25 protein-coding genes and 1 pseudogene are annotated in these 26,630 nt (G+C 67.4%); 14 read left to right on the top strand and 12 right to left on the bottom strand.

Features of this window, described 5'->3' with window-relative positions; translation table 11 throughout:
* The first annotated feature begins 107 nt into the window (after nt 1-107).
* Nucleotides 108-683, top strand: a complete 576-nt coding sequence (locus AC1REK_RS12720) for a TIGR00645 family protein (protein WP_492267760.1) — start codon at nt 108-110, stop codon at nt 681-683.
* A 128-nt stretch (nt 684-811) separates the two neighbouring features.
* Here AC1REK_RS12720 and AC1REK_RS12715 read toward each other — a convergent pair whose 3' ends face one another.
* From AC1REK_RS12715 to AC1REK_RS12700, 4 genes are all read right to left on the bottom strand, one after another.
* A complete protein-coding gene (locus tag AC1REK_RS12715; RefSeq protein WP_492267761.1) occupies nt 812-2,320 on the bottom strand; it encodes a helicase HerA domain-containing protein in 1,509 nt (502 codons plus the stop codon).
* 263 nt (nt 2,321-2,583) lie between these two features.
* The gene (locus AC1REK_RS12710; RefSeq protein ID WP_492268202.1) at nt 2,584-2,874 is read right to left on the bottom strand and encodes an Atu4866 domain-containing protein; all 291 of its coding nucleotides are present in this window, start codon (nt 2,872-2,874) and stop codon (nt 2,584-2,586) included.
* Between the two features lie 74 nt (nt 2,875-2,948).
* Nucleotides 2,949-3,410, bottom strand: coding sequence for a carboxymuconolactone decarboxylase family protein (locus AC1REK_RS12705; protein ID WP_492267762.1), 462 nt, complete (start codon nt 3,408-3,410; stop codon nt 2,949-2,951).
* A gap of 10 nt (nt 3,411-3,420) precedes the next feature.
* Nucleotides 3,421-4,146 (bottom strand): SDR family oxidoreductase, encoded by a 726-nt coding sequence (locus AC1REK_RS12700; RefSeq protein ID WP_492267763.1) that lies wholly within the window; start codon nt 4,144-4,146, stop codon nt 3,421-3,423.
* Nucleotides 4,147-4,262: 116 nt separating this feature from the next.
* Here AC1REK_RS12700 and AC1REK_RS12695 point away from each other — a divergent pair, with 116 nt between their 5' ends.
* From AC1REK_RS12695 to AC1REK_RS12685, 3 genes and pseudogenes are all read left to right on the top strand, one after another.
* Nucleotides 4,263-5,177, top strand: coding sequence for a LysR substrate-binding domain-containing protein (locus tag AC1REK_RS12695; protein ID WP_492267764.1), 915 nt, complete (start codon nt 4,263-4,265; stop codon nt 5,175-5,177).
* A 159-nt stretch (nt 5,178-5,336) separates the two neighbouring features.
* Nucleotides 5,337-6,050 carry a DNA helicase gene (locus AC1REK_RS12690; RefSeq protein WP_492267765.1) on the top strand — a complete coding sequence of 238 codons (714 nt, stop codon included), beginning with the start codon at nt 5,337-5,339 and terminating at the stop codon, nt 6,048-6,050.
* A gap of 61 nt (nt 6,051-6,111) precedes the next feature.
* Nucleotides 6,112-6,661 (top strand): annotated as a pseudogene (locus tag AC1REK_RS12685) (AAA family ATPase).
* Here AC1REK_RS12685 and AC1REK_RS12680 read toward each other — a convergent pair.
* Nucleotides 6,658-6,939, bottom strand: coding sequence for a YARHG domain-containing protein (locus AC1REK_RS12680; protein WP_492267766.1), 282 nt, complete (start codon nt 6,937-6,939; stop codon nt 6,658-6,660). The pseudogene AC1REK_RS12685 and the gene AC1REK_RS12680 sit on opposite strands and share 4 nt — an antisense overlap.
* A gap of 192 nt (nt 6,940-7,131) precedes the next feature.
* On the opposite strand from AC1REK_RS12680, the gene AC1REK_RS12675 reads away from it, so the two are divergent.
* The 7 genes from AC1REK_RS12675 (at nt 7,132) to AC1REK_RS12645 (ending at nt 13,630) form a co-directional block, all read left to right on the top strand.
* Nucleotides 7,132-8,562 (top strand): M48 family metalloprotease, encoded by a 1,431-nt coding sequence (locus tag AC1REK_RS12675; RefSeq protein WP_492267767.1) that lies wholly within the window; start codon nt 7,132-7,134, stop codon nt 8,560-8,562.
* A gap of 36 nt (nt 8,563-8,598) precedes the next feature.
* Nucleotides 8,599-9,387 (top strand): DsbA family protein, encoded by a 789-nt coding sequence (locus AC1REK_RS12670; RefSeq protein ID WP_316020120.1) that lies wholly within the window; start codon nt 8,599-8,601, stop codon nt 9,385-9,387.
* 251 nt (nt 9,388-9,638) lie between these two features.
* Nucleotides 9,639-10,100 carry an acetyl-CoA carboxylase biotin carboxyl carrier protein gene (accB, locus tag AC1REK_RS12665; RefSeq protein WP_066469695.1) on the top strand — a complete coding sequence of 154 codons (462 nt, stop codon included), beginning with the start codon at nt 9,639-9,641 and terminating at the stop codon, nt 10,098-10,100.
* A 29-nt stretch (nt 10,101-10,129) separates the two neighbouring features.
* Nucleotides 10,130-11,494 carry an acetyl-CoA carboxylase biotin carboxylase subunit gene (accC, locus tag AC1REK_RS12660; RefSeq protein ID WP_316020121.1) on the top strand — a complete coding sequence of 455 codons (1,365 nt, stop codon included), beginning with the start codon at nt 10,130-10,132 and terminating at the stop codon, nt 11,492-11,494.
* Between the two features lie 199 nt (nt 11,495-11,693).
* Entirely contained in the window at nt 11,694-12,386 is a 693-nt protein-coding gene (gene aat, locus AC1REK_RS12655) for a leucyl/phenylalanyl-tRNA--protein transferase (RefSeq protein WP_492267768.1), read from the top strand.
* An 82-nt stretch (nt 12,387-12,468) separates the two neighbouring features.
* Nucleotides 12,469-12,930 (top strand): RrF2 family transcriptional regulator, encoded by a 462-nt coding sequence (locus tag AC1REK_RS12650; RefSeq protein ID WP_492267769.1) that lies wholly within the window; start codon nt 12,469-12,471, stop codon nt 12,928-12,930.
* Nucleotides 12,931-12,946: 16 nt separating this feature from the next.
* Complete coding sequence (locus AC1REK_RS12645) at nt 12,947-13,630, top strand: class I SAM-dependent methyltransferase (protein ID WP_492267770.1); 684 nt, start codon at nt 12,947-12,949, stop codon at nt 13,628-13,630.
* Here AC1REK_RS12645 and AC1REK_RS12640 read toward each other — a convergent pair.
* Both AC1REK_RS12640 and AC1REK_RS12635 read right to left on the bottom strand, forming a co-directional pair.
* Nucleotides 13,621-14,007 carry a VOC family protein gene (locus AC1REK_RS12640; protein WP_492267771.1) on the bottom strand — a complete coding sequence of 129 codons (387 nt, stop codon included), beginning with the start codon at nt 14,005-14,007 and terminating at the stop codon, nt 13,621-13,623. The genes AC1REK_RS12645 and AC1REK_RS12640 overlap by 10 nt on opposite strands.
* Before the next feature lie 3 nt (nt 14,008-14,010).
* On the bottom strand, nt 14,011-14,625 hold the full coding sequence (locus AC1REK_RS12635; RefSeq protein ID WP_316020126.1) for a DUF2155 domain-containing protein: 615 nt from the start codon (nt 14,623-14,625) through the stop codon (nt 14,011-14,013).
* A 182-nt stretch (nt 14,626-14,807) separates the two neighbouring features.
* Here AC1REK_RS12635 and AC1REK_RS12630 point away from each other — a divergent pair, with 182 nt between their 5' ends.
* Nucleotides 14,808-16,154, top strand: a complete 1,347-nt coding sequence (locus AC1REK_RS12630; protein ID WP_492267772.1) for an Nramp family divalent metal transporter — start codon at nt 14,808-14,810, stop codon at nt 16,152-16,154.
* A 40-nt stretch (nt 16,155-16,194) separates the two neighbouring features.
* Here AC1REK_RS12630 and AC1REK_RS12625 read toward each other — a convergent pair whose 3' ends face one another.
* A complete protein-coding gene (locus AC1REK_RS12625) occupies nt 16,195-16,785 on the bottom strand; it encodes a CGNR zinc finger domain-containing protein (RefSeq protein ID WP_492267773.1) in 591 nt (196 codons plus the stop codon).
* Nucleotides 16,786-16,950: 165 nt separating this feature from the next.
* Here AC1REK_RS12625 and AC1REK_RS12620 point away from each other — a divergent pair, with 165 nt between their 5' ends.
* A complete protein-coding gene (locus AC1REK_RS12620) occupies nt 16,951-17,844 on the top strand; it encodes an alpha/beta fold hydrolase (RefSeq protein ID WP_492267774.1) in 894 nt (297 codons plus the stop codon).
* A 129-nt stretch (nt 17,845-17,973) separates the two neighbouring features.
* Here AC1REK_RS12620 and AC1REK_RS12615 read toward each other — a convergent pair whose 3' ends face one another.
* From AC1REK_RS12615 to AC1REK_RS12605, 3 genes are all read right to left on the bottom strand, one after another.
* Nucleotides 17,974-18,384, bottom strand: coding sequence for an NADH:ubiquinone oxidoreductase subunit NDUFA12 (locus tag AC1REK_RS12615; RefSeq protein ID WP_066469679.1), 411 nt, complete (start codon nt 18,382-18,384; stop codon nt 17,974-17,976).
* Nucleotides 18,385-18,475: 91 nt separating this feature from the next.
* On the bottom strand, nt 18,476-19,483 hold the full coding sequence (locus AC1REK_RS12610) for a serine hydrolase domain-containing protein (protein ID WP_492267775.1): 1,008 nt from the start codon (nt 19,481-19,483) through the stop codon (nt 18,476-18,478).
* Nucleotides 19,484-19,563: 80 nt separating this feature from the next.
* A complete protein-coding gene (locus tag AC1REK_RS12605; RefSeq protein WP_492267776.1) occupies nt 19,564-20,259 on the bottom strand; it encodes an NIPSNAP family protein in 696 nt (231 codons plus the stop codon).
* Nucleotides 20,260-20,972: 713 nt separating this feature from the next.
* Between AC1REK_RS12605 and AC1REK_RS12600 the strand changes: the two genes are divergently transcribed.
* The gene (locus AC1REK_RS12600; RefSeq protein ID WP_327524663.1) at nt 20,973-24,701 is read left to right on the top strand and encodes a vitamin B12-dependent ribonucleotide reductase; all 3,729 of its coding nucleotides are present in this window, start codon (nt 20,973-20,975) and stop codon (nt 24,699-24,701) included.
* A gap of 777 nt (nt 24,702-25,478) precedes the next feature.
* Here the strand turns inward: AC1REK_RS12600 and AC1REK_RS12595 are convergent.
* Nucleotides 25,479-26,324: a DUF4118 domain-containing protein gene (locus AC1REK_RS12595; RefSeq protein WP_492267777.1), complete on the bottom strand. Its 846-nt coding sequence runs from the start codon at nt 26,322-26,324 to the stop codon at nt 25,479-25,481.
* Between the last annotated feature and the right edge of the window lie 306 nt (nt 26,325-26,630).

The following is a 26,630-nucleotide window of genomic DNA, read 5'->3' as shown; positions in this document are numbered from 1 at the left end:
TTATCGGCGATAATTCGGCATTTCTGCTTGCGAATGTCGCAGAAGCGCACCATTTCGCGCTGCACAAGGCGCCCTGCGTCCGATTCCCTCAGAGGTCCGAAGCCGACATGTCGCACCCCGTCGAACCCGCCGGCGCGCCGCCGCCCTCCGCCATGCTCAAGCCGCTGCCGATGATCATCTTCGCCTCGCGCTGGCTGCAGGTGCCGCTCTATCTCGGCCTGATCGTGGCGCAGTGCGTCTACGTCTTCCTGTTCCTGAAGGAGCTCTGGCACCTCGTCACCCACTCCTTCGACTTCACCGAGCAGCAGATCATGCTGGTCGTGCTCGGCCTGATCGACGTGGTGATGATCTCGAACCTGCTGATCATGGTGATCGTCGGCGGCTACGAGACCTTCGTCTCGCGCCTGAAGCTGCAGGGGCACCCCGACCAGCCGGAATGGCTCAGCCACGTCAACGCCTCGGTGCTGAAGATCAAGCTCGCCATGGCGATCATCGGCATCTCGTCTATCCACCTGCTGCGGACCTTCATCGAGGCGGGCAATATCGGCATCGCCGGGCGCACCGCGAACTACACCGAGACCGGCGTGCTCTTGCAGACGCTGATCCATGTCGTCTTCATCTTCTCGGCGATCGGCATCGCCTGGGTCGACAAGATGACTGTGCCCACCGGCAAGGGGCATTGAGGACGTTCATGACGCGTCATGCTCGGGCTTGACCCGAGCATCTCGGAGCGGTGGAGGCGTCATGCAGCGCCTTCTTTGTCCAGAGATTCCGGGGCCGCGCTTTGCTTTGCCCGAGAACGGCGCCCTGCTCAGCCCCGCGCCCGGCGCGGCGGCAGGCCCTTGATCTGCGGCGAGGCGAGCCCGGCGGCGGTCTCGACGCCGAGCGTCGGCAGGGCGAGCGTGCGCTGGCCACGGAAATCGACATGGCAGACGAGGAGCCCGCGCTCCTCGATATAGCCGAGCAGGCGGCGTGCACGGCTCGGCGAATGGCTGCCATAGGCCTCGGCGAGCTCGGCATCGGACGGGCAGGGGACGCCTTCGATCGCGCTGCGGGCGATGAACAGGAAGAGGCCGTGCAGGTCCTCCGGCAGCGTCTCGGCGGCGGTGAGCGCCTTCTCCCAGGCTTCGGAGGACAGCACCGCCTCGCTCGCTCCGGCGCGGGCGACGGCGAGGCGCTTGCGGAAGGCATCCAGGTTGGTCTCGGGGCCGCTGACGCGGCGCATGCGGCAGCGCACGGTGAAGTCCTGGTAGAGCACGGCGACCGGCCGGTCGCGCGCCTCGGTATCGTCGAGCAGCTCGTTCAGGATTTCGACGAGCGCCGCCTCGCGCTCCTCGGGCTCCATCTCGATCTCGGGCTCGGGCGGCGGTGACGGCGGCTGATGCGTCTCGATCCGGCGGATGATCTCGGGGGCGACGACCGGGCGGGGCCGCGGCTGGCGCGGCCAGGGCGCCGGGGTCGCCTCGCCTTCGCTCGGGGTGAAGATCAGCTTGCTCGCATCCTCGGGCGCCTGGTCGGGCAAGGGCAGCAGGCTCGGCGCGCCGCCACGGTCGACCGAGGCGACGGAGCCGATCCGCACCGGCAGGGGGCGGCGCGACAGGGCCGGGCCGAGCGCGACGAACTGGCCGCGCTCGAGATCGCGGAACATCTCGGCCTGGCGCCGGTCCATGCCGAGCAGGTCGGCGGCGCGCTGCATGTCGATGTCGAGGAAGGTGCGGCCCATCAGGAAGTTCGAGGCCTCGGCCGCGACGTTCTTGGCGAGCTTGGCGAGGCGCTGGGTCGCGATCACGCCGGCGAGGCCGCGCTTGCGGCCGCGGCACATCAGATTGGTCATGGCGCCGAGCGAGAGGCGGCGCGCCTCGTCGGAGGCCTCGCCCGCCATTACCGGGGCGAAAAGCTGCGCCTCGTCGACGACGACCAGCATCGGATACCAGCAGGAGCGGTCGACATCGAACAAGCCGCCGAGGAAGGCGGCGGTGGCGCGCAACTGCTCGTCGGCATCGAGCTCCTCGAGATTGAGGACGACGGAGACGCGGTGCTGGCGCACGCGCAATGCGATCTTCTGCAGTTCGTGCGGGCTCGCAGTGCCGTCGACCACGACATGGCCGAACTGGTCGGCCAGCGAGACGAAATCGCCTTCAGGATCGATCACCGCCTGCTGCACCAGCGGCGCGCTCTGCTCGAGCAGGCGGCGCAGCAGATGCGATTTTCCCGAGCCGGAATTGCCCTGGACCAGAAGCCGCGTCGCCAGCAATTCGGCGAGATCGAGCTCAGCGGGCTCGCCGCTGCGCGTCGAACCCATGTCGATGCCAGTCTTCATGCCTGCTTGCGCGTCGCTTTCGGTCCTAGGGCACGCGCCGGTCGGATTGCGATGCAAGCCGGCCGGACTATCCGTGCCCTATCAATCATTTGGAAGCGGATTCGCCGGCCAGGGCGATTCAGCCTGACCGGATCCGGCTCCAGCGGCCCGATTCGGTGAGGATCGGGCGGGCGCGAGGTCTAGCATACGCGGCGCGGGCTAGAAGCGCTGCCTAACGCCGCATCCACAAAATACCGGAGCGCCTCGGGCACAAAGCGAGGCCGCTATTCGCGCCGGTAGAGCACCATGCCGCCATGGTGGAGCACGCCGTCGATGAAGGTTCCGTCCGCGGTGAAGCCGGTATCGTCCCAATAGTCGATATGGTCGCCGGTGACCCTGTAGCGGCCGCGATAGGCGCTCTCGCGACTGCCGCGGGCCTCGTCATAGCGGCCATTGGGCAGGAGGTTGTGCCGGACATGGCCGTCTTCGGTCACCCACATGCCGACATAGGGGTGGCTCTGCGGGCTCTGGGCGGAGGCGGCTCGCGTCACCGTCATGCGGATCGGCCCTTCCATTGCGAGATCGACGGTCATGGCCGCGGCGCATGCACCGGCCACCGCCAGCAGGCGGTTCTTGTTCGAGCTCCTGGTCATTGCTGGCTCCGGCGTTCGGCGAAGAGTTCGGAGAGGGCCTGCGAAGCGGCGAGCGCGCGCGGAAAGCCGGAGGTCACGGTCACCAGATAGATCGCCTCCTTCAGCTGCTCCTCGCTGACGCCGATATTGAGCGCGTAGCCCGCATGGACCTTCATGATGGGCAGCTCGCCCAGCGCGGCGAAGGCGGTGACGGCGGCGAGCTGCCGCGTCCGGCTGTCCAGCGCGGTACGGGACCAGACGTCGCCGAGCGCATAGCCTTCGGTCGCCTCGGCGAGGAAGGGAAACTCCTGCCGCAGGCGCTCCAGCGCCGGCTGCGGTGCGCCCTTGTTGAGGCTGCGGATCACGGCATCGCCGCGCTTCAGGCGCTCCTCGGTGGTCTCTGCGGCGGCAGGCAGCGGTGTGGCCAGGAAGAGGGCCGTGGCGGCGATCTTGAGCGGTGTACTGATGTAAGCGTTCATTGCGATCTCCTCAGCGGGCGGCGGTGGGGCGGATGACGATCTCGTTGACGTCGACGTCGCCGGGCTGCTCGATGGCGAAACGCACCGCCCGGCCGATCGCGTCGGGCTGGAGCGCGATGGCGCGGTAGCTGCGCATCAGTGCCGCCGCCATCGGATCGGTGATCGAATCGGCGAGCTCGCTCTCGACCACGCCCGGATGGACGCAGGTGACGCGCAGCTCCTCATGCTCCTGCCTCAACCCGTCGGAGATCGCACGCACCGCGAACTTCGTCGCGCAATAGACGGCTGCGGCCGGCGAGACGGCGAGCGCGCCGATCGAGGCGATGTTGATCACATGGCCGGAGCCCTGGGCCGTCATCTGCGGCAGCACGGCTGCGATGCCGTAGAGCACGCCCTTGATGTTGACGTCGATCATCCGGTCCCATTCGTCGACCTTGAGCGAGGCCAGCAGCGAGAGCGGCATGACGCCGGCATTGTTGACGATGACGTCGATGCGGCCGAACGCTTCGCGGCCTGCGTCGGCGAAGGCTGCGACATCGCTGCGGTCGGTCACGTCGAGGCGGCGGATGCGAGCCTCGCCGCCTGCGGCCCGGATCTCCTGGGCGAGGGCATCGAGGCGATCGGTACGTCGCGCGCCGAGCATCAGCCTGGCTCCGGCGGCGCCGAGTTCGCGGGCGATGCCGGCGCCGATTCCACTGGAGGCGCCCGTGATCAGGACGACCTTGTCGAGAGGCATGTCGAACTCCGTGCTTGTTCCTGTCACCGCGAATTGCGGTTGCCCGAAAGCTAGGCGCACGGCATTGTCGCGATAAGCGACCTTGTTCTTTCTGATCTGGAGAGAAATTCTAACCAATGGAGCCAGATCTCAATGCGCTCGCCGTGTTCGCCCTCGTCGCCGAGGAGAGCAGCTTTCGGGGGGCGGCCGACCGGATCGGCGTGACGCGCTCGGCCGTCAGCCAGACGATCAGGAAGCTCGAGGAGCGGCTCGGCATCGCGCTCGTGCGCCGCACGACGCGCAGCGTCAGCCTGACCGAGGCCGGCGAGCGCCTTCTCGCCGATCTCGCGCCGGCATTGTCCGATCTGCGCGCCGCCGTGGAGGCGACGCGGGATCTGCGGGCCGGACCGCGCGGGCGCCTGCGCCTCGCCGTCTCGTCGATCGCCGAGCGCTTCCTCTCGGGGCCGTTTCTCGCGGGCTTTGCGGCGGCGAACCCGGAGGTCGAGCTCGACATCACGGTGACCGACGAGGAGTTCGACATCGTCGCCGCCGGCTACGATGCCGGCGTTCGGCTCGGCGAGGTCATCGAGCAGGACATGATCGCGGTTTCGATCGGTGGCGAGGAGCGCCAGCTAGCAGTCTGTTCGCCAGCCTATCGCGAGCGTTTCGGCGTGCCGGCGCATCCAAGGGAACTCGCCGCGCATCGCTGTATCGGCTGGCGGCCGGCGCCGAAGCTCGCGCCCTATCGCTGGGAGTTCGCTGAGGGCGGCAAGGAGTTCAGCGTCGCGGTTGAGCCCGAGATCACGACCAACGACATGGCGCTGATGATCAAGCTCGCGGTGGCGGGAGCCGGCATCACCTTCGGCATGGAGGAGAGCTTCCAGCCGGCGATGGCGCGCGGCGAGCTGGTCCCGCTGCTGGAGGCGTTCTGCCCGAGCTTCGCGGGATTCTATCTCTACTATCCCGGGCGCCGCGCCATGGCGCCGAAGCTGCGCGCGCTCGTCGACCATCTGCGGCGCTTCGAATGGAGCAGGCACGAGGCGACGTCCTGAGCGGGATCGGCTATGATCCGATTCCAGGCGCTGCCCGCGCCTCCACCCTCCAATCGGGAAGCACGCTGCCGTGCAGGGCCGATCCGATCATCGAACCGACTGTTCGAGCGCTGCGCATAAGGAGGGGTTGCGGATGTAGCTCGCATCAGGAGGTCACCGATGAAGCTTTCCGCACCCGTCTACCGCTTGAAGCGCAAGGCCAGGGAACTCTCGCGCAAGGAAAACATCCCGCTCCATCTCGCGCTCGACCGCATCGCCATCGGCGAGGGGTTCGGCGCCTGGAGTCTGCTTTCGGCCAGATCGGCAGAAATGTTGTCCGCCGCCGGGCTCCTTGATCGCCTCGCACCGGGAGATCTGCTGCTGATCGGCGCGAGGCCGGGGCAGGGCAAGACGCTGCTGAGCCTCCAGCTTGCCGTCGAGGCGATGAAGGCCGGCCGCCGCGCGGTCTTCTTCACATTGGAATATACGACCAGGGACGTGCTCGGCCGCTTCCGGGCGCTCGGCGCCGAGCCGGCGCAATTCGAGGCGCTGTTCACCTTCGACGATTCCGATGCGATCAATGCCGATCACATCATGCAGGTGCTGGCCGATGCGCCTGATGGCACGCTGGCGATCGTCGACTATCTGCAACTGCTCGACCAGAAGCGCGGCAATCCCGAGCTTGGCGCGCAGATCGGCGCACTCAAGGCCTTTGCGCGGGAGAGGGGGCTGATCCTGGGCTTCATCTCGCAGATCGACCGATCCTACGATCCGGCGACGAAGCCCTGTCCCGATCTCGACGATGTCCGCCTGCCTAATCCGCTCGACCTGTCGCTGTTCAGCAAGGCCTGCTTCCTGAACGCGGGCGAGGTCCGGTTCCAGGCGGCGGGATAGCGCTGACCGGCAGGCGCCGCGTGATCTGGCTGGCCGCGCCGATCCGCCCTAAAAGGGCGGCATGTTGGTTTGCGCCGGCCAGATCCTCATCCTCACCGGCTCACCCGGTTCCGGCAAGACGACGGCGGCACGTGCCCTCGCCAGCTTGCCGGGGCTCGGCCAAGGTGCACCTCCATGCCGATGATTTCTGGCATGCGATTGGCCATGGCTCCGTCGCACCCTTCCTGCCGGAGGCGCACGCCCAGAACGCGGTCGTGATGGAGGCGCTGGCGGCCGCCGCCTTCTCCTATGCGCGCGGCGGCTATTTCGTCGTCGTCGACGGCATCATCGGTCCATGGTTCCTGGCGCCGTTCGGCCGGGACGGCGCCGCGGTGCATTATGTCGTGCTCCACCCGCCACTCGACGAGGCGATCCGGCGCTGCCGGGCGCGGGGCGGCGATACGCTGACGGATCCGCAGGTGATCGCGGCCCTTTACCGCCAGCTCGCCGATCTCGGAGAGCTCGGGCACCATGCGCTTCCGGTGGCTGGCCTCGATGCCGACGGCGTCGCGGCTGCTATCCTGCGCGCCGTCGAAAGCGGGCGTTTTCGGTTGGCCCCGGGGCGCACCTAGAGCGGGCAGCCATAGGCGCGTTCCTCGCGCTGGATATCGGCAACCTGCCGGCGCTGGTTCGCCGAGAGCGGGACATCCTCGACATTGTCGTACTGGCAGCCGGCATTGCCGAAGGCGCGGATGCCGCGCTGCGTTCGGAAGCAGTAGCCCTGCGCCTTGTAGATCTCGTTGCGCTGGTACCAGAGCGCCTCGCAGCTTTGGGCGGCGGCCGGCGTCGGGCCCGAAAGCAGCGGCAGGGCGAGGCCGAGAGCTGTGGCGAACAGGATGGGCTTCGACATGGTGGGCCTCGCGGTTTCGAGCTGGATGGTGGTTGGTCCTTTGTGCGCGCGACAAGGATTTTCGCCGGGAAGGCCGGTTTTCGCCGCCGCGATTGCCGGGCTGCCATGCCTGGATCACGATCGTGCTGCAAAGGGCTGGCAAAGCCGTGAATTGACGGCGCGCCTCGCGTCGGACGACAAGAACCGAAGGTCATGACAGCCGCACGAACCCTCAGCCCGCCACGATCGCCCGCCCGGAGCCTGCCGGCTTCCGCGCGTCGCGGCATCGTCGCTGCGCTGAGCGGCGCGCTTACGGCCGTCATCCCGGCGGCGGCCGAGGCGCAAAAGCGCTCGATCTCGCTGATCCGCGATGCCGAGATCGAGCAATTGCTGCGCGACTACGCGGCGCCGATCTTCAAGGCAGCCGGAATCAATGCCCGCGGCACCCGAATCATCCTGATCAACGACCGCGCCTTCAACGCCTTCGTCGCCGACGGCAAGTCGATCTTCGTCAATATCGGCGTGCTGATGGATGCCGCGACGCCGAACGAGGTGATCGGCGTGCTGGCGCATGAGAGCGGCCACCTCGCCGGCGGGCATCTCGCCCGGTTGCGCCAGGAAATCCAGGGCGCGCAGATCCTCTCCATCGCGGGCCTGCTGGCAGGCGCAGGGGCCGTGGTCGCCGGCGCCCGCAGCGGCGGTGGCTCGATGGGCAATGCCGGCATCGGCGCGATGGGCGCCCTGACCGGGCCGCAGGAACTCGTACGCCGCTCTTTGCTCGCCTATCAGCGCTCGGAGGAGCAGGCGGCGGACCGGGCCGCAGTGCGCTATCTCGGTGCTGCCGGCATGTCGGCCAAGGGCATGCTCACCGTCTTCGGGCGCTTCGCCGAGAACAGCGCCTTCCTGTCGCGCAGCATCGATCCCTATACGCTCAGCCATCCGATGCCGACCGAGCGGGCCCAGCTCGAGACGCTGGCCAAGGCGAGCCCGCATTTCAACAAGCTCGATCCGCCGGAGCTGCAGGCGCGGCACGATCTGATGCGCGCCAAGCTGATGGGCTTCGTCGAGCGCGAGGCGGGCGTCGCGCGGCGCTACGGCATGGCCGATCGCTCGATGGCGGCGCGCTACGCCCGCGCGATCAGCGATTACCGCTCGGGCCGGATGGCGCAGGCGCTCGCTGCGATCGACCAGCTCAGCGCCGAAGAGCCGCGAAACGCCTATTTCCTCGAGCTCAAGGGGCAGGCGCTGCTCGAAGCGGGGCGCGCCCGCGAGGCGGTGCCGGTGCTGCGCCAGGCGGTCGCGCTCGCGCCCAATGGCGGGTTGATCCGGCAGATGCTCGGCCATGCGCTGCTCTCGACCGGGCAGCCGGCCCTGCTCGACGAGGCGATCCGCGAATTGTCGAACGCCGCCTCGCGCGAGCCCGATTCCGCCGATGCGCACCAACATCTCTCGAACGCCTACGCCGCCAAGGGCAACATCGCGATGGCGGAACTCTCGGCGGCGCAATATGCCTTCGTCAAAGGCGACTGGACGGTCGCGCACACGCAAGCCAGCCGGGCGCTCGGCAAATTGCCGAAGGGTTCGCCGGCGGCGCTACGCGCCCGCGACATCGTCGACTATGTTCCTCCCGACAAGCAACGCTAGCGGCCAGCCGCCGCAGCCCTGAAAGGACCTTCACCCATGCTGCTTTCCCCGCTTCGCCGCCTCGCCATGGCCGGCCTCGCTGCGGCCGCGCTCGGCCTCGGTGCCATGCCGGCCAAGGCCCAGGCTCCGGCGCTGACGCCCGAGCAGCGCCAGGCCGTGGTCGATCTCGTCCGCGAGACGCTGCTGAAGAATCCGGAGCTGATCCAGGAGGCGATGGTCGAACTGGAGCGCCGCAACCAGCTCGCCCAGGTCGAGGCGCAGCGCAACGCCCTTTCGGCCGAGAAGGCGAGCCTCGTCGATCCCGCGAGCTCGGTCATCGCCGGCAATCCGCAAGGCGACGTCACCATCGTCGAGTTCATGGATTACAATTGCGGCTTCTGCAAAAGGGCGATGGAAGACGTCAACAACCTGGTCAAGGCCGATCCGAAGCTGAAGGTCGTGATCAAGGACTTCCCGATCCTCGGGCCGGATTCGGTCGAGGCCAGCCGGGTCGCCATCGCCGCCAAGGCGCAGCTCCAGGGTCAGAAGTACTGGGACTTCCACCTCAAGCTGATGGGCACCAAGGGCCGCATCAACGGCGCCAAGGCGATGGAGATCGCCAAGGAGGCCGGCGCCGATATCGAGCGCCTGAAGAAGGACATGGATGCGCCGGCGACCCGTGCCGTGATTGAGCACACGGTCGCGCTCGGCGACCGGCTCGGCCTGACCGGCACGCCGGCCTTCGTGATCGGCGACGAGGTGGTGTTCGGCGCGGTCGGCGCTCCCGCCCTGAAGCAGAAGATCGAATCGGTCCGCAAATGCGGCAAGGCGACCTGCAGCGGCTGAGCGGCAGAGCCCGCCGAGCGGGGAAGGATCGGAACCCCCGCCGCGCCTTTTTTGAGGCGTGGCGGCGGCTTTCGGCCTGCAAACGGGGGAAAGCGCTCGCCTTCTCCCTTTCCCTGAACCGCCGTTCCGGCTAAGACCCGCCGACGCGGCGCGGCCGCCGGCTTGATCCGGCGCCATTCATTCGCATATCCGCTTCTCCTTCGGGACGTGCCGTCCCATCCATCGAGCTCACAAAGACGGTGAAGTCCGCCATGGCGACCAAAAGCCCCATCGATCCGGAACTCGTGCGCGAAATGGCGCAGCTGATCAACGAGACGGACCTGACCGAGATCGAGGTGCAGAAGGGCGATCTGCGCATCCGCGTGGCGCGCACCATCACCGCGACCGTGATGGCCCCCGTCGCCGCGGCTCCGGCATATGCCGCCGCGCCGGCGCCGGTCGCCGCAGCGCCCCTCGAGGCCAAGGCCGCCGCTGCCCATCCCGGCACGGTGAACTCGCCGATGGTCGGCACCGCCTATCGCCGGCCCTCGCCGGAGGCCAAGCCCTTCATCGAGATCGGCCAGGAAGTTAAGGCCGGCGAGCGCGTCCTGCTCGTCGAGGCCATGAAGACCTTCAACGACATCGTGGCGCCGCGCGCCGGCAAGGTCATCGCCATCCTCGTCGAGGACGGGCAGCCGGTCGAATACGGCGAGCCGCTGCTGGTGATCGAGTGAGGCCGGCGCCGGACGGGAGCGGGCTGAAGATGTTCGACAAGATCCTGATCGCAAATCGCGGCGAGATCGCGCTCCGGGTGCTGCGCGCCGCCAAGGAGCTCGGCATCGCCACCGTCGCGGTGCATTCGACCGCCGACGCCAACGCCATGCATGTGCGCCTCGCCGATGAGAGCGTCTGCATCGGCCCGCCGCCGGCGCGCGAGAGCTATCTCAATATCCCGGCGCTGATCGCCGCCTGCGAGATCACCGGCGCCGACGCGGTCCATCCCGGCTATGGCTTTCTCTCCGAGAATGCCCGCTTCGCCGAGATCCTCGAGCGGCACAACATCACCTTCATCGGCCCCAAGGCCGAGCATATCCGCAGCATGGGCGACAAGATCGAGGCCAAGCGCACCGCCAAGCGCCTCGGCATTCCCTGCGTTCCGGGCTCGGAAGGCGGCGTCGCCGATGACGAGGAGGCGCTGCGCATCATCAGAGAGATCGGCCTGCCCGTCATCATCAAGGCGGCGTCCGGCGGCGGCGGCAAGGGCATGAAGGTCGTGCGCAGCGAGGACGAGATATCCGTCCTGCTCGCCACCGCCCGCAGCGAGGCCAAGGCCAATTTCGGCGACGATGCCGTCTATATCGAGAAGTATCTCGAGAAGCCGCGCCATATCGAGATCCAGGTGCTCGGTGACGGCAAGGGCCGCGCCATCCATCTGGGCGAGCGCGACTGCTCGCTGCAGCGCCGCCACCAGAAGGTCTGGGAGGAGGGGCCATCCCCGGCTCTCAACGCCGGCGAGCGCGACCGGATCGGCAATGTCTGCGCCAAGGCGATGGCCGAGATGGGCTATCTCGGCGCCGGCACGATCGAGTTCCTCTACGAGGACGGCGAGTTCTACTTCATCGAGATGAACACCCGCATCCAGGTCGAGCATCCGGTCACCGAGATGATCACCGGGATCGACCTGGTCAACGAGCAGATCCGTATCGCCGCCGGCGCGCCGCTCTCGATCCGCCAGGAAGACGTGATCATCGAGGGCCATGCCATCGAGTGCCGCGTCAATGCCGAGCACCCGTCGAGCTTCCGGCCCTCGCCCGGGAAGATCGCCTCGTTCCATACGCCGGGCGGGCTCGGCGTACGCGTCGATTCCGCGGCTTATCAGGGCTATGTCATCCCGCCGCATTACGACTCGCTGGTCGGCAAGCTGATCGTGCACGGCCGCAACCGCGACGAGTGCCTGATGCGCCTGCGCCGCTCGCTCGACGAGTTCGTCGTCGACGGCGTCGACACGACGCTGCCGCTGTTCCGCACGCTGGTGCGCAACCAGGACATGCTGAACGGCGACTACAATATCCACTGGCTGGAGAAATTCCTGGCCAATGGCGGCATGGGGCAGCCCGGCGAGGGCTGAACCTTTCCTTCTCTCCTTGTGGGGAGAAGGTGGCGTACGGGCGCGGGATGAGGGGGCGTTCCACGCCTTCTGCTTCGGCACGAAGGCGATAGTGCAAAGGCCGCGGGACCCCTCAGCCCAGCCCTCTCCCGCAAGGGGAGAGGGGGGTTGGTCGCGGCCCTGGTTTGACAGGCTCGCGCGCCCGCGCTCCCATCACTGTATGAAGGCCCGTTCCACACCCGTGCGCGCGCCCACGATCACGCCGGAAATCCTGTTGCGCGCCTATGCGGGCGGGGTTTTTCCGATGGCCGAGAGCGCCGACGATCCCGGCCTGTTCTGGGTCGAGCCCGAAATCCGCGGGGTGATCCCGCTCGACGCCTTCCATGTGCCGAGCCGGCTGCGGCGGACCGTCCGCTCGGACCGTTTCGAGATCCGGGTCGACCACGCCTTCGAGCCCGTCATCGCCGCCTGCGCCGAGAGCCGCCCGGACCGCGAGGAGACCTGGATCAATCGGCGCATCCGGGCGCTGTATGGCGAGCTCTTCGCGCTCGGTTTCGTCCACACCGTCGAGTGCTGGCGCGAGGGGCAGCTGGTCGGCGGGCTCTACGGGCTTTCGCTGGGCGGGGCCTTTTTCGGCGAGAGCATGTTCCATCGCGAGACCGACGCTTCGAAGGTGGCGTTGGTGCATCTCGTGGCGCGTCTGCGGCGGGGCGGCTACCGGCTGCTCGATGCCCAGTTCCAGACTGCTCATCTTTCCCAGTTCGGCACGCGCGAGCTGCCGCGGCAGATCTATCGCGCCCTGCTCGAGCCGGCGATCGCCTCCGAGGCGCAATGGTGGAGCTGGCCGCGGGAGAAGTGCGTCAGCGGCAGCGAGGCGCTGGCGGAGCTGGAGAGCGTGCCCGGCGCGCGCTGACGATTCTGCTGTCACGGGAGGTGCGGCTCGCGGGAAGACGCGGGGCTTGACCTTGACCATGTCACGCAACATATGAAGTTTCATGAAACGCGATAGCCGATTGTCCGGGGTGCTGCATGTCCTGCTGCATATGGCGGAGCTGGACGGCCCGGTGACCTCAGAGGTCCTCGCCAGGGCGATGGCGACCAATCCCGTGGTGATCCGGCGGGTGATGGCAGGCCTGCGCGACCAGGGCTATGTCCGCTCCGAAAAGGGGCATGGCGGCGGCTGGTCCATCGCCTGCGACCTTTCGAAGGTGACCCTGCGCGACATCTACGATGCGCTCGGCAGCCCCTCGCTGCTGGCCATCGGCAACCGGACGGAGGCGCCTGGCTGCCTTGTCGAGCAGGCGGTGAACGCGGCGCTCGACCAAGCCTTCGCCGATGCCGAGGCCCTGCTGCTCGCCTGCCTCGGCGAGGTGACGCTGGCTGCGCTGAGCGCCGACTTCCATGAGCGGCTCGTCGCCCGCGGCGGCCGTCACGATCTGGAAGCTTCCCATTGCTGAAGACGAGGCCGATCTCATGAACGCATTGATGGCGCCATTCTCGGACCCTGCGGCGGTCGCCCGCTATGCGGAAGGCCCGCCGCGCTTCGTGCCCGGCTTCCACGATCTGCATAAGATGACCGGCATTCTGCTGGCGGAACGGGCTCCGGAAGACGCCCGGGTGCTGGTCCTGGGGGCAGGGGGCGGGCTCGAGCTCAAGGCCTTGGCGCAGGCCCAGCCGGGCTGGATCTTCGACGGCGTCGATCCGGCGGCCGAAATGCTGAAGCTGGCCGAGCAGACCCTGGGACCGCTCGGCACGCGCGCAAATCTTCACGAGGGCTATATCGAGGATGCACCGGAAGGGCCGTTCGATGCCGCGACCTGCCTGCTGACCCTGCATTTCCTGGCGCCCGAAGACAGGCGGCGCACGGCGAGCGAGATCCATCGCCGCCTGAAGCCCGGCGCGCCCTTCGTCGCCGCCCATGCCAGCTTCCCGCAGGGCGAAGGCGAGCGTGGTCGCTGGCTCTCGCGCTACGCCGCTTTCGCCGCGGCCTCGGGTGCGGAGCCGGCCAAGGCGGAGAATGCCCGCGCGGCGGTCGCCGCACATCTCCAGTTGCTCAGCCCCGAAGAGGACGAGGCGATCCTGCGCGCTGCCGGGTTCTCGGAGATCAGCCTGTTCTACACCGGCTTCAGCTTCCGCGGCTGGGTCGGCTACGCCTGATCTTCAGGGGCGGGGAAAGCCTGCGGCGCGGGCTGCCAGAGCTCGATCGGATTGCCCTCGGGATCATGGATGCGGCAGAAGCGGCCGACTTCTGAATCCCATTCCGGGCGGGTTTCCACGGCGATGCCGGCGGCCCTGAGCGAGGCCATCATCGCATCGAGATCGTCGACGCGGAAATTTACCATCCATTGCTGCCCGGGCCGGCCGAAATAATCCGTCGTCGCGGCGAAGGGCCCGAAAATGGTCGGCCCGGCATCCTGGCTCCAGACCGCCTTGGCGAGATCGTCGATGCCGAGATGGCGTTCGTACCAGGCCGCGAGCATCTGCGGGTCACCGGCGCGGAAGAAAAGACCGCCAATGCCGGTGACGCGCGCCATGGCTCAGTTGCCGCCGGTCGGGTCGCGGCCGCCGCCGGCGGGATTGGTCGGGAAGAAGCGCTGCGTCGGGGCACGCGGCTGCACCGGCACGCCCTGCGGCGGCGCGACGTCGATGCGCTGCCCGGCGGGCGGCGGGGGCGTCTCGCGCGCCGGACGCACCGGGCGCTCGGGGCGCTGGCCGGCTGTCGGCGGCGGGGTCGGCTCCGGCTCCTTCGGATCGACCACCAGTTCGGTGCCGCCTTTGCAGTCGGTCAACCAGACGTCGTAAATCGCGTGCTCGACGCCGTGCAGGCCGGGGCTCGCCGCATACATCCAGCCGGTGAAGATGCGCCGGTACTCGTTGTTGAAGGTGACCTCGTCGACCTCGGTGAAGCTCGTGGTCTGCGGCGCTTCGGTCGGAGGGCGCGTCCAGCAGACACGCGGCGTCAGCTGCAGCGCGCCGAACTGCACGGTCTCGTCGATCGCGACCTCGAAAGAGATGATGCGGCCGGTGATCTTGTCGAGGCCGGCGAAGACCGCGACCGGATTGCGGATGCGATCGGCCTTGGCCGGCGCGGCCAGCGCGAGCGCGGCGCCGGAGAGGGCGGCAAAGGCGAGGACTCTGCGGAGCGAGGGCATGCTGGCTTGTGATTCTCTTCCAGCGCGGCGCGGCCGCGTCGGCGCGGACGTAGCACGGCAATCGCAGCGGAAAAAGGGCGGAGGATGGAGAGGGTCGGTGCCGGTGCGTGGCTGCAATGCTCTTGCGATCCATTCGCAACTGTTTATCCTGCGAATAGATCGCAGTTGCAGATTGGACGGCAATGGACGCACGGGTCGACAGGCCGCAGCCCGGCTGGCGCAGCGAGCGGGGCGAAGCCTCCCTCTCAGACGTCCACCGCTCGATCGCGGTGCGCCAGACCGGCCCCGGCTGGCGGCGCGCCGCCGCCTTCGTCGGGCCGGGCTATCTCGTCGCTGTCGGCTACATGGATCCCGGCAACTGGGCGACCTCGCTCGCCGGCGGCTCGAAGTTCGGCTACACGCTCCTCGTCGTCGCGCTCGTCTCCAACATCATGGCGATCGTGCTGCAATCGCTGTGCGCCCGCCTCGCCATCGCCTCCGGCCGCGACCTCGCCCAGGCCTGCCGCGACGCCTATCCGAAGCCGGTTTCCTTCGTCCTGTGGCTCCTGGCCGAGGTCGCGATCATCGCCACCGACATCGCCGAGGTGATCGGCACGGCGATCGGGCTCAACCTGATCTTCGGCATTCCGCTCGAGCTCGGCGTCATCATCACGGCGCTCGACGTCTTCCTGATCCTCTATCTGCAGAAGCTCGGATTCCGCTGGGTCGAGGCTCTGGCGATCACGCTGCTCGGCGTGATCGCGCTGTGCTTTGCGATCCAGATCGCGCTCGCCGATCCCGATTGGGGACAGGTGGTTCGCGGTTTCGCGCCGACGACCGAGATCGTCCGCAATCCGGAGATGCTCTACCTCGCGCTCGGCATCCTCGGCGCGACGGTGATGCCGCATAATCTCTACCTGCATTCCGGCATCGTGCAGACCCGCGCCTATGGCAAGAGCCTGCCGGAAAGGCGCCAGGCGCTGAAATACGCGACCATCGATTCGACAGTGGCGCTGATGTTCGCGCTGACCATCAACGCCTCGATCCTGATCTTGGCGGCCGCGACCTTCCACAAGACCGGCCAGACCGGCGTCGCCGAGCTAGGGGACGCCCACAAGCTGCTCGGCCCGCTGCTCGGGCTGGCGATCGCCCCGACCCTGTTCGGCATCGCGCTGCTCTGCTGCGGCATCAACTCGACGGTGACGGCGACGCTCGCAGGGCAGATCGTGATGGAGGGCTTCCTCAAGATCAGGCTGCCGCCCTGGCTGCGCCGGCTGATCACCCGCGGCATCGCCATCATCCCGGCGGCGGCGGTGACGATCTGGTACGGCGACAGCGGCACGGCGCAACTGCTGATCCTGACGCAGGTGGTGCTCTCGCTGCAGCTCTCCTTCGCGGTCTTCCCGCTGGTGATGTTCACCGCGGACAGGACGAAGATGGGCGAACTCGTCGCGCCGCGCTGGCTTGTCGCCTTCGCCGTCCTGATCGCGCTCGTGATCGCGGCGCTGAACCTCAAGCTGCTGGTCGACTTCGCCGGCGGGGCGGGTTGAGCGACGCGCGATTCCAGCGAGGCGCCGACGGAGAGCGGTCCTAGCGGGCGGCACGCCGGGCGCGGAAGCGGGCGACCTTGTCGCGGTTGCCGCACAGGCTCATCGTGCACCAGCGCCGGGTGTTGTTGCGGCCGCGATCGTAGAAGACGAGCGTGCAGTCGTTGGCGGCGCAGCGCTTCAGCCGCGCCGGCTCGGCCTCGCAGACGAAGCGGGCGAGATCGAGCGCGATCAGCGCGGCCGGTCCGGCGGCGGCGTGATTCAGCGACAGTCCAAGCGTCGGTCCGTTCTCCCCAGGGCGCAGGGCGTAATGGCCGCTGATGCCGGCCAGCCTTTGGTTCACGGACGCCAGGACGGTGTCGGACAGGGCTTCGCCCCGCTGGAGATCGTCGAAGACCGGCCGCAGCTCCGCGCGCAGGGCGCGCAGATCGGTCAAGGCTTCGTTTCCATCACCGGCAGCATCGCCCAGCCCGGCTGCGTTCAGCCAGGCGCGCGCGCGCTCCGATCCGTCGAGCAGTTCCTTGGGCCCGGCTTCGCCGGCCGGCGTGGTGTTCAGCAGATCGAGCCAGGTCGCACCGCCGACGAAGGGGAAACCGTCGCGGAACTCGCTGGAAGCGTCCGTCGTGAGCGCCATTTCGGATCCCGCAAGCCTGTGTCGATTGTAACCGCTAATTTATCTATTGACAGGTTTCAAATCAAGAGACACCGTTGAATCATGGAAACAGAGGTTACTCACTCCGTGAGTGACCCGCTCCCTCCGCCGCCTTGCTGCCACCCCCTTGTCGCAGGAGTTCCCGCCATGACGTCCGTGACCGCTGCCGAGCCTGTTCCGACGCATTTCCGTACCGCCAGGATCGCCGGCACCGAGGTCTTCTATCGCGAGGCCGGGCCGGAGGACGCGCCGGCGCTCCTCCTGCTGCACGGCTTCCCATCCTCCTCGCACATGTTCCGCGACCTGATCCCGCGCCTTTCCGGGCAGTACAGGGTGATCGCGCCGGACTATCCCGGCTTCGGCCATAGCGGCGCGCCGTCGCCGGCCGCCTTCGACTACCGCTTCGACCGCCTCGCCGATGTGGTCGAGGAGCTCGTCGACCGGCTCGGACTGGAGAGCTATGTGCTCTATCTGCAGGATTATGGCGGCCCGGTCGGGTTCCGGCTGGCGCTGCGCCGGCCCGAGCGCGTGCGCGGGCTGATCGTGCAGAACGCCGTCGCCAATGCCGAGGGCTGGAAGCCGGAGATCACCGCGTCGATGGGGCCGTTCTGGCGCGAGCGCAACGCCGAGACCGAGAAGCCATTTGCCGATCTGCTGAGGCCGGAGACGACACGCTTCCAGTACAGCCATGGTGCTGAGCGGGCCGAACGGCTCTCGCCCGATGCCTGGACGATGGACCAGGCCGGGCTGGACCGGCCCGGCAACCGCGAGATCCAGCTGCGGCTGCTGCACGACTACCAGAGCAATTTCGCGGCCTATCCGGCCTGGCAGCGCTATCTCGCGGAGCGGCAGCCGCCGATGCTGATCGTCTGGGGCAAGAACGACCCGTTCTTCACGCTTCAGGGCGTCGACTATCTGAAGCAGCAGGTGCCGAGCGCCGAGGTGCACCTGTTCGATGCCGGCCACTTCGCGCTGGAGACGCATGCCGGCGAGATCGCCGAGCATATCCGCGCGTTCATGGCGCGGTTGCCGGCGAGATAGGCGGGGGCGGTAAGGCCCGGTCAGCGGCGCGGCTGGCCGGGCGCTGGGAAGCCGATCGAACGGGAGACGCCAGTCCTAGCGGAACGGCTGCTCGGAACGACGGCTCACGGAGCCTTCAGTCCGGACGCTTCAGCGCCCGGGCGTCCAGGCTTCGTAGTCGCCAGTCGCCGGCGGGCGCTCGTTCTCGGCCAGGGTCGAGCCGGACGGGCGATAGGCGAGGGCGGTGCCGGTATGGTTGGGCTGATGCGGCTGTTCCCAGTCGCGCGCCGCATACTTCTCCTCGGAAGGCGCGACATCGACGGTGTGGTGCAGCCAGCCATTCCAGCCCGACGGAATCGTCGAAGCCTCGATCGGGCCGTTATAGACGACCCAGCGGCGCTGGAGGCCGAGGGCCTTGTCCTTGGCGCCGCCCTTGGTGCGGTAATAGACGTTGCCGAACTGGTCCTCGCCGACCTTCTCGCCGAAGCGCCAGGTGTGGAAACGGGTGCCCATGGTCTGGCCGTTCCACCAGGTGAAGATCTGCAGCAGGGTCTGGTTCATCGCTCGTGTCCGGAGGCGCTCGGGCTCGGGCGACTTATGTCGTCCGGCGCACGCGATGTCCAGTGCGGCCGGGCGCAGCAGGCATGCATGGCTAGGGCGCTGCCGCCACGATCCGCCGCAGCAGGCCGATGAAGTCCCGGGTGCGGGTTCCTCTTCGGCTGTTCGCGGATTCGGCGGTCTGGACCACCACCAGGCGCTTGCCCGGGACGATAGCGAGCAACTGCCCGCCATAGCCGGAGGCGAGCGCCGCGCCTTTGCCGAAGCCGTCTTCCGGCAGGGTCCACCACATATAGCCATAGCCACGGGCCGGCCGGTCGGTCGCGGCATGGGAGGTGGTCGATTCGCGCACCCAGGCTGCCGGCACGAACTGGCGCCCGTCCCAGCTGCCGCCACTGGCGAAGAGCACGCCGAAGCGGGCGAGATCGCGCGCGCTCATCCGGAACGGATAGGCCGGGTGCCGGGAGGCAGGCGATTGCGCATAGCGACCATCCGCGGCCGAGAAGTCCTGCATGCCGATCGGCGCGGCGATACGGCGGGCGAAGCTCTCGAAGATGTCCTCGCCGGTGCGCTGGCGATAGATCGTGCCGAGCGCGTTGAAGTCCCAGTTGTTGTAGAACCAGAAGGTCCCAGGCGCGCGGCTGCCGCGGGCCGGCCGCTTCTCCCTGATCTCGGAGGTCTCGTGCGCCGCCGGGAGATAGATGCCGGAGCGGGCGGTCAGCAGGTTGCGGACGGTCGCGCCCTCCTCCCGCTCCGAGAGCCCGGGTGACTTCTCGTCGATGCCGAGTTCACCGAGCGTCGAGTCGAGGTCGATCCGTCCTTCTGCGACCGCGATGCCATAGAGCGCGCTCAGCAGGCTCTTGCGGACCGAGGCGACGCCGACCTTGCGGGCCGGATCGCCGAAGGAGGCGATGACGGCGCCGTTCTGGACCAGCAGCAGGGCGGTCGGCTTGCGCAGGTCGGCATAGTCCCGCAACGGCTGCAGCGCGGCTGCAGACCAGCCGGCCGCGGCGGGATCGGCGGTCCGCCACTCCCTGTCGGGCCCGGCCCGTGCCGGCAACACCCAGAGACAGAGCACGATGATTGCGAGCAGGCGTTGCATCGGTTCGGCCCCTGGTGTCCTGCGCGCATCAGGCCGGGCAATCCCGGCGACTATGCGGCGCCGAAACCGGCCATCCAGACTCAGCGCAGCAGCGAGCGTGCGGTCGGGATGAGGCGGGCGATATCCGGGGAGCGGCCGCCGCCCACCGAAATCTCGCGCAAGGCCCCCTCGAGCGCCGGGATCGCCTGCGAAACCGCCGGCCGAACGAGCGTGGCCGCGACGCATTCCCCTTCGCGCACGGGGAGGCGCGCGAATCCGTTCCTGCTGCGGTCGCTGATCAGGCTGGCAAGAACCTCGCCGCGGGCGGTTCGGGCGGCCTGCGCAACCAGATGCGCTGCCTCGGCGGCCTCGGTGTCGCTGCTGCTCGGTGAGAGATGGTGGATTGCGACGAGGTGGAGGCGCCCGTCTTCGCGATCGACGGTTCCCGGGGGCAATCGCCCGAGCCTGCTCGTGTCGAAGCCAAGGCCGGGTGCGGCAGGCTTCAGCATCAGCACGTCATGCCAGGCCAGCATGGTCTCGTTGGCGGCGGGGCCGTGCTCCGCCCAGACCGGCCCGCCATAGAAGGCGGGGAGGGCGCGGCTGCGGGCGTCCTGGTCGGCAAAGCCGCGGAACCAGACGAACTGGTCGGGCGCCGCGGGATCGCGGAACTGCGCCACGACACTCATCCCGGCCGCTTCCTGCGTCTCGACGAGGTAAGTGTCGAAGACGCGGATCAGGGTTTCTCGTGCACCGGGCTTCAGGCTGTAGCGGCGCAGTTCGAAGACGGTGTCGGTCATGGCGTTCCTTTGGCTGGCGTTCCCCTGGCTGGTGCTTCCGCTAGGCGGAGGGGCAGCCCAACTCCGTCAGCAGCGTCGTTGAGCCTTCGCCACGATTCGGTCACGGTTCGGGAGGCCTCCGCGGCCGGCTGCAGGTTCGCGCCAGCCGGCCAAGCATCGCGCGGATTCAAGCACTTGTGGCGGCTGCCGCAGAGAACGCTTCCAGTAGTGGGTCGGGCGGGCTCCGGTGGAGGGCCGGTTAACCATGGTCCGGTGGATTTTAGGGATTTCGCGAGGCGGCGGATCGTTGCAATCTGGCAACGCAGCGCCGATTCCCCATGCGATTCCTTGGGTTTAGCCGGCTCCTTGAAACTTATCCCCATGATCCACATCTTCCTACCAGATGTCGTGTCCACACTCTTTGTGGCGCACTAATCCTTGACGGCGCGGCCCGATCGGGACTAAATTTTGACGGTCGCGAGACGGCTGGCGGAGACGCCTTCGATCCCGGCGAAAGAGTTCCCAGACGGGTCGAAGCGATCACCGCGGCGCGCCGATATCGGCGACGGCGAACGGCGACGTGCGGCCTGGCTGGCCGCTACAGGCGTTTCGACGGCGGGACCACACCGCCGCGGAATCCAGGGCATCAAACCGAGTTGGGCTGACATCAGGAGCCGGTGAGCAACCGGCCGCGCGAGGCTTCCGGGCCCGCGGCATGCATTGGGGATGAAGACATGCGCATTGAGCGCCGCCATACCGCCGCCGGCCAGTCGCCATACCAGGCGATTCCGTTCCGCTCGGCTGTCAGCGAAATCCGCAATCCCGACGGCTCGATCGTGTTCAGGCTCGAGGGCATCGAGGTGCCCGAGGCCTGGTCGCAGGTCGCGAGCGACGTGCTCGCGCAGAAGTATTTCCGCAAGGCCGGCGTGCCGGCCGTCCTGAAGAAGGTCGAGGAGAACGACGTTCCCTCCTTCCTCTGGCGCTCCGCGCCGGACGAGGCGGCGCTCGCCGCCCTGCCAGAGGACAAGCGCTACGGCTCCGAGATCTCCTCCAAGCAGGTCTTCGACCGGCTTGCCGGCTGCTGGACCTATTGGGGCTGGAAGGGCGGCTATTTCTCCTCCGAGGAGGACGCCGCGGCCTTCCATGACGAGCTGCGCTTCATGCTGGCGACGCAGATGGTCGCGCCGAACTCGCCGCAATGGTTCAACACCGGCCTGCACTGGGCCTATGGCATCGACGGGCCGAGCCAGGGCCATTTCTACGTCGACTTCAAGACCGGCAAGCTGGTGAAGTCGAAGTCGAGCTATGAGCACCCGCAGCCGCATGCCTGCTTCATCCAGGGCGTGCAGGACGACCTCGTCAACGAGGGCGGCATCATGGACCTGTGGGTCCGCGAGGCGCGCCTGTTCAAATACGGCTCCGGCACCGGCTCGAACTTCTCGATGCTGCGCGGCGAGGGCGAGAAGCTCGCCGGCGGCGGCCGCTCCTCGGGCCTGATGTCCTTCCTGAAGATCGGCGATCGGGCCGCCGGCGCGATCAAGTCGGGCGGCACGACGCGCCGCGCCGCCAAGATGGTGGTGGTCGACGTCGATCACCCGGATATCGAGACCTATATCGACTGGAAGGTGAAGGAGGAGCAGAAGGTCGCGGCGCTCGTCGCCGGTTCCAAGATCGTCCAGAAGGCGATGAAGGCCGTGATGAAGGCCTGCGTCAATTGCGAGGCCGCGGACGAGGCCTGCTTCGATCCCGAGAAGAACCCGGCGCTGAAGCGCGAGATCAAGCTCGCCCGCAAGGCGATGGTGCCGGACAACTACATCAAGCGCGTCATCCAGTTCGCCCGCCAGGGCTATACCGACATCCAGTTCGACACCTACGACACCGACTGGGATTCCGAGGCCTACCTCACCGTCTCCGGCCAGAACTCGAACAACTCGGTCTCGCTGACCGACGACTTCCTGCGCGCCGTCGAGTCGGATGACGACTGGAACCTCGTCGCCCGCACCACCGGCAAGGTGACGAAGACGCTGAAGGCCCGCGACCTCTGGGAGAAGATCGGCTACGCCGCCTGGGCTTCGGCCGATCCCGGCCTGCACTTCAACACGACGATGAACGACTGGCACACCTGCCCGGCCTCGGGACGCATCCGCGCCTCGAACCCGTGCTCGGAGTACATGTTCCTCGACGACACCGCCTGCAATCTGGCCTCGGCCAACCTGCTGCAGTTCTACGACCGCGAGACCAAGGCCTTCGACGTCGAGGGCTATGAGCATCTCTGCCGGCTCTGGACCGTCGTGCTCGAGATCTCGGTCGCGATGGCGCAGTTCCCGAGCCGCGAGATCGCCGAGCTCTCCTACGAATACCGCACGCTCGGCCTCGGCTACGCCAATATCGGCGGCCTCTTGATGACCATGGGCCTCGGCTATGACAGCGACGAGGGCAGGGCGCTCGCCGGCGCGCTGACCGCGATCATGACCGGCGTCTCCTATGCGACCTCGGCGGAGATGGCCGGCGAGCTCGGCCCGTTCCCGGGCTACAAGAAGAACGCCAGCCACATGCTGCGCGTCATCCGCAACCACCGCACCGCCGCCCATGGCCAGGCTGACGGCTATGAAGGCCTGCAGGTCACGCCGGTGCCGCTCGACCATGGCACGCTGGCGCGCCTCGGCGGCTCCAGCATCAAGCTCTCGGAGCGTGCCCGCATCGTCTGGGACGAGGCTTTGTCGCTCGGCAAGATGTATGGCTACCGCAACGCCCAGGCGACGGTGATCGCGCCGACCGGCACGATCGGCCTCGTCATGGACTGCGACACCACCGGCATCGAGCCCGATTTCGCGCTGGTGAAGTTCAAGAAGCTCGCCGGCGGCGGCTACTTCAAGATCATCAACCGCGCCGTGCCGGATGCGCTGCGGGCGCTCGGCTATCGCGAGAGCGAGATCGCCGAGATCGAGGCCTATGCCGTCGGCCACGGCACGCTGGCGCAGGCGCCGGGCGTCAACCATGGCTCGCTCAAGGCCAAGGGCTTCCCGCAGGACAAGATCGACGCGATCGAGAAGGACCTGAAGGCCGCCTTCGACATCAAGTTCGTCTTCAACAAGTGGACGCTGGGCGAGGACTTCCTCACCGGCACGCTGAAGGTCCCGGCCGAGAAGCTCGCCGACATGTCCTTCGAGCTCCTGCCCTTCCTCGGCTTCAGCAAGGCCGAGATCGAGGCCGCCAACGTCCATGTCTGCGGGGCGATGACGCTGGAAGGCGCACCGCACCTGAAGAAGGAGCACTACAACGTCTTCGACTGCGCCAACCCCTGCGGGCGCATCGGCAAGCGCTACCTCTCGGTCGACAGCCATATCCGCATGATGGCGGCGGCGCAGCCCTTCATCTCGGGCGCGATCTCCAAGACCATCAACATGCCGAACGACGCGACCGTCGAGGACTGCAAGAGCGCCTATCTGCTCTCGTGGAAGCTGGCGCTGAAGGCCAACGCGCTCTACCGCGACGGCTCCAAGCTGTCGCAGCCGCTGAACTCGGCCCTGATCGCCGACAATGACGACGATGCGGACGAGGCGGTCGAGGCGCTGCACCAGCAGCCCATGGCGGCGCGCGCCACGCAGGTCGCCGAGAAGATCGTCGAGCGCATCGTCGAGCGGGTCGAGCGGGTGCGCGACCGCGAGAAGATGCCGGCGCGTCGCACCGGCTACATCCAGAAGGCGGTGGTCGGCGGCCACAAGGTCTACGTCCACACCGGCGAATATGCCGATGGCCGCCTCGGCGAGATCTTCATCGACATGCACAAGGAGGGCGCTGCCTTCCGGGCGATGATGAACAACTTCGCCATCGCGGTCTCGCTCGGCCTGCAATACGGGGTGCCGCTCGAGGAGTATGTCGAGGCCTTCACCTTCACCCGGTTCGAGCCCTCGGGCTTCGTCCAGGGCAACCAGTCGATCAAGAACGCGACCTCGATCCTCGACTACGTCTTCCGCGAGCTCGCCATCTCCTATCTCGGCCGGCACGACCTCGCCCATGTCGATCCCTCGGAGATCGGCCATGACGTGATGGGCGGCGGCGTCGAGCAGGGCAGGGCGGCGCCGGACGCTGTCGCGCCGATCACCTCGACCCCGCTGGCCTCCTCGGGCTTCCGCCGCGGCAAGCCGATCAACCTGCTCGCCATTCAGGGCGGCACGGCGGCGAACGATGCGGTTGCCCGTTCGGGCGGCAGCGTGACCGCGCTCGCCACCGCCGGCGCCACCGCGCTGAAGGAGGAGCCGGAGGCCTATGGCGAAGAGCAGATGAGCAAGCTCGGCTTCGCCGCTCCGGCCGCCCAGCCGAGCGCTTCCGAGCGCCGGGCCGAGGCGATCATGAAGGGCTATGTCGGCGACAGCTGCGGCGAATGCGGCAACTTCACGCTGGTCCGCAACGGCACCTGCCTGAAGTGCAACACCTGCGGCTCGACCACCGGGTGCAGCTGAGTATCTGAAGCGGCTGAAGGTATTGTAGGCGCGCCGGAAGTTTGGTCAGATTCTACCCAAAGTGCGCCTCGATGAGAGCGGAAGTCCGCCTCACCCCCAAAAATGCCCCCGCCGCATTATCGCGGCGGGCCTCAAGCCCGGAACGCGGATTTCCGAATCTGAGGGCGATCGCCCCGGGTGTGAGTGGAACCATAGTTTGCCTTTTTGACGCATCAGCGCACCGCAATTGACACATCAGCCTGCCGCACCTCGCGGCAGGCTTTTTCGGGCCCTCCTACTGCATCGCAGGCGTCAGAGAATGGCGCGTACGCGGTTGACGACGTCGCCCTGCGGCGCGCCCCGCAGTCCGGGGGCGGTTCAGCCCAGTGAGATAGCGGCCGTGCATCTCCACGCCCCTAGTGAGACGGGCATCGAGCCGCTTGGCCCAGGAGAAGATGACAGCAAAGATCCTCAACATGGTGTTTCACTCTGATGCGATCCGGTCGGAATGGCCGGTTGCACGAGAGCATGTGGGACCACGCCCATAGGTTATCGATTGGGGACAATGCCAGCCGGCATATGAACGTCGTAAAGGAAACGACCGCAGCGCTGTAACAGTCCCGGACCGGATAGGCCGTTGGCAACGTGCAGCCGTCGGGCGGTATCGCATCAACACGCGCTTCCTGAAGTTAGATGAGTGTAGCCTTTGGGCCAGGAATCTTCAGACAGCAGGGATGCGAGGGGGACTGTGGCTTGGCAGAAGGGGCCGCGCGGTCGTCACAATCATCTACCGTGAGATCACAAAAGAGCCCGACGCGGGGACGCGAGGTAGGCGCCCACAATTTCGATGAACCGTTCTGGATCGGGAGGTCGCTCGAAGCGTGAGCTCTTGAAGTCGACGCTCAACACATATCGACAAGCGGTCGAGTTCGCGACGGGCCAAAAGTCGAACGTAGAGTCATCGTTGGGGTAGGTCTCTCCCCGCAAATGCGTCTGGGCATTCAAGGCATTCTCTGCCGCCTTGATTTCTGCCTCGGTGACCACAGCACCGCCGATCGTGGCTTCCTGACGGAGCTGACCGCCCGTATCCGAGAAGATTACCGCGGGCGCCGCAAAAATGCGGCTCAGCGCAGTCGCGGCCGCGTCGACCACCTCCTTCTGCGATCGATCCTCGATGATTACGTGCGCAAGGGCCTGGAGCGCCTGGGACTGGTCTGCTGCGCGACGCGCAGCGAGCGCGAGCCGCCTGGACTCGGCCGCCACGGTGCTCACGATGGCGGAGGTCACCAACAGCAGCAGGGTTGCTGCGATCTCGGACGGCTCGGTCATCTGGAAGGTGAAGTAAGGCAGCGTGAAGAAGAAATCGAATGCCAGGACGCTCGCCACGACGGCGACCACCGACGGTCCCCAACCCAAGCTGGTCGCTGCCACAACCACCGGAATGACGAAGATGAGCGTGAGCGTGGGGGCGGTGACCACGCGATCCGCGACGAACGCAAAAAAGGTCGCGACAGCCACCAGCAACAGCGCCACGCCATATTGAGCAAGTGCGGGTAGTGGCCCCGCGCTTTCGGAGCGAAGATCGGTTGCCGAACTCAACGGCGTCGGAAACAACTCGCCCCTGTCATTGGCTGCATCTGGCATAGAACGCTCCATCGCCAGCCGACCTATCCAAGCATACGGCAGCTCACATAAAGAAGCGATATCGGGCACACGAAAGCGGTCCGGCCGTACTGGCGCTCGAAGTGCGGCAAACCATGGTTCCAGCCACACCTATGCCGAGCCTGCCCCTACAGCTCCATATCTGGACTCTGGCTCCTTGTCCGAAGGCAGACCTGAGTGGGATGGACAATGGGAGGAGGCTCCTGCGGGGCCACAGGTCCGACACTTGGGTATTTCCGATCGGCGGCGATACGACTGGGGCGGCGAATTGCCGAACGCGATTGTCGC

It is taken from the genome of Allobosea sp. GW823-FHT02B03 (assembly GCF_058797755.1).
The sequence above is the reverse complement of the archived record's forward strand: the minus strand, read 5'-3'. Positions and strand labels throughout refer to the sequence as shown.

Coding starts and splice junctions, on each gene's coding strand:
- AC1REK_RS12720 (WP_492267760.1), top strand. CDS start 108: ATGTCGCACCCCGTCGAACCCGCCGGCGCGCCGCCGCCCTCCGCCATG.
- AC1REK_RS12715 (WP_492267761.1), bottom strand. CDS start 2,320: ATGAAGACTGGCATCGACATGGGTTCGACGCGCAGCGGCGAGCCCGCT.
- AC1REK_RS12710 (WP_492268202.1), bottom strand. CDS start 2,874: ATGGAAGGGCCGATCCGCATGACGGTGACGCGAGCCGCCTCCGCCCAG.
- AC1REK_RS12705 (WP_492267762.1), bottom strand. CDS start 3,410: ATGAACGCTTACATCAGTACACCGCTCAAGATCGCCGCCACGGCCCTC.
- AC1REK_RS12700 (WP_492267763.1), bottom strand. CDS start 4,146: ATGCCTCTCGACAAGGTCGTCCTGATCACGGGCGCCTCCAGTGGAATC.
- AC1REK_RS12695 (WP_492267764.1), top strand. CDS start 4,263: ATGGAGCCAGATCTCAATGCGCTCGCCGTGTTCGCCCTCGTCGCCGAG.
- AC1REK_RS12690 (WP_492267765.1), top strand. CDS start 5,337: ATGAAGCTTTCCGCACCCGTCTACCGCTTGAAGCGCAAGGCCAGGGAA.
- AC1REK_RS12680 (WP_492267766.1), bottom strand. CDS start 6,939: ATGTCGAAGCCCATCCTGTTCGCCACAGCTCTCGGCCTCGCCCTGCCG.
- AC1REK_RS12675 (WP_492267767.1), top strand. CDS start 7,132: ATGACAGCCGCACGAACCCTCAGCCCGCCACGATCGCCCGCCCGGAGC.
- AC1REK_RS12670 (WP_316020120.1), top strand. CDS start 8,599: ATGCTGCTTTCCCCGCTTCGCCGCCTCGCCATGGCCGGCCTCGCTGCG.
- accB (WP_066469695.1), top strand. CDS start 9,639: ATGGCGACCAAAAGCCCCATCGATCCGGAACTCGTGCGCGAAATGGCG.
- accC (WP_316020121.1), top strand. CDS start 10,130: ATGTTCGACAAGATCCTGATCGCAAATCGCGGCGAGATCGCGCTCCGG.
- aat (WP_492267768.1), top strand. CDS start 11,694: ATGAAGGCCCGTTCCACACCCGTGCGCGCGCCCACGATCACGCCGGAA.
- AC1REK_RS12650 (WP_492267769.1), top strand. CDS start 12,469: ATGAAACGCGATAGCCGATTGTCCGGGGTGCTGCATGTCCTGCTGCAT.
- AC1REK_RS12645 (WP_492267770.1), top strand. CDS start 12,947: ATGAACGCATTGATGGCGCCATTCTCGGACCCTGCGGCGGTCGCCCGC.
- AC1REK_RS12640 (WP_492267771.1), bottom strand. CDS start 14,007: ATGGCGCGCGTCACCGGCATTGGCGGTCTTTTCTTCCGCGCCGGTGAC.
- AC1REK_RS12635 (WP_316020126.1), bottom strand. CDS start 14,625: ATGCCCTCGCTCCGCAGAGTCCTCGCCTTTGCCGCCCTCTCCGGCGCC.
- AC1REK_RS12630 (WP_492267772.1), top strand. CDS start 14,808: ATGGACGCACGGGTCGACAGGCCGCAGCCCGGCTGGCGCAGCGAGCGG.
- AC1REK_RS12625 (WP_492267773.1), bottom strand. CDS start 16,785: ATGGCGCTCACGACGGACGCTTCCAGCGAGTTCCGCGACGGTTTCCCC.
- AC1REK_RS12620 (WP_492267774.1), top strand. CDS start 16,951: ATGACGTCCGTGACCGCTGCCGAGCCTGTTCCGACGCATTTCCGTACC.
- AC1REK_RS12615 (WP_066469679.1), bottom strand. CDS start 18,384: ATGAACCAGACCCTGCTGCAGATCTTCACCTGGTGGAACGGCCAGACC.
- AC1REK_RS12610 (WP_492267775.1), bottom strand. CDS start 19,483: ATGCAACGCCTGCTCGCAATCATCGTGCTCTGTCTCTGGGTGTTGCCG.
- AC1REK_RS12605 (WP_492267776.1), bottom strand. CDS start 20,259: ATGACCGACACCGTCTTCGAACTGCGCCGCTACAGCCTGAAGCCCGGT.
- AC1REK_RS12600 (WP_327524663.1), top strand. CDS start 20,973: ATGCGCATTGAGCGCCGCCATACCGCCGCCGGCCAGTCGCCATACCAG.
- AC1REK_RS12595 (WP_492267777.1), bottom strand. CDS start 26,324: ATGCCAGATGCAGCCAATGACAGGGGCGAGTTGTTTCCGACGCCGTTG.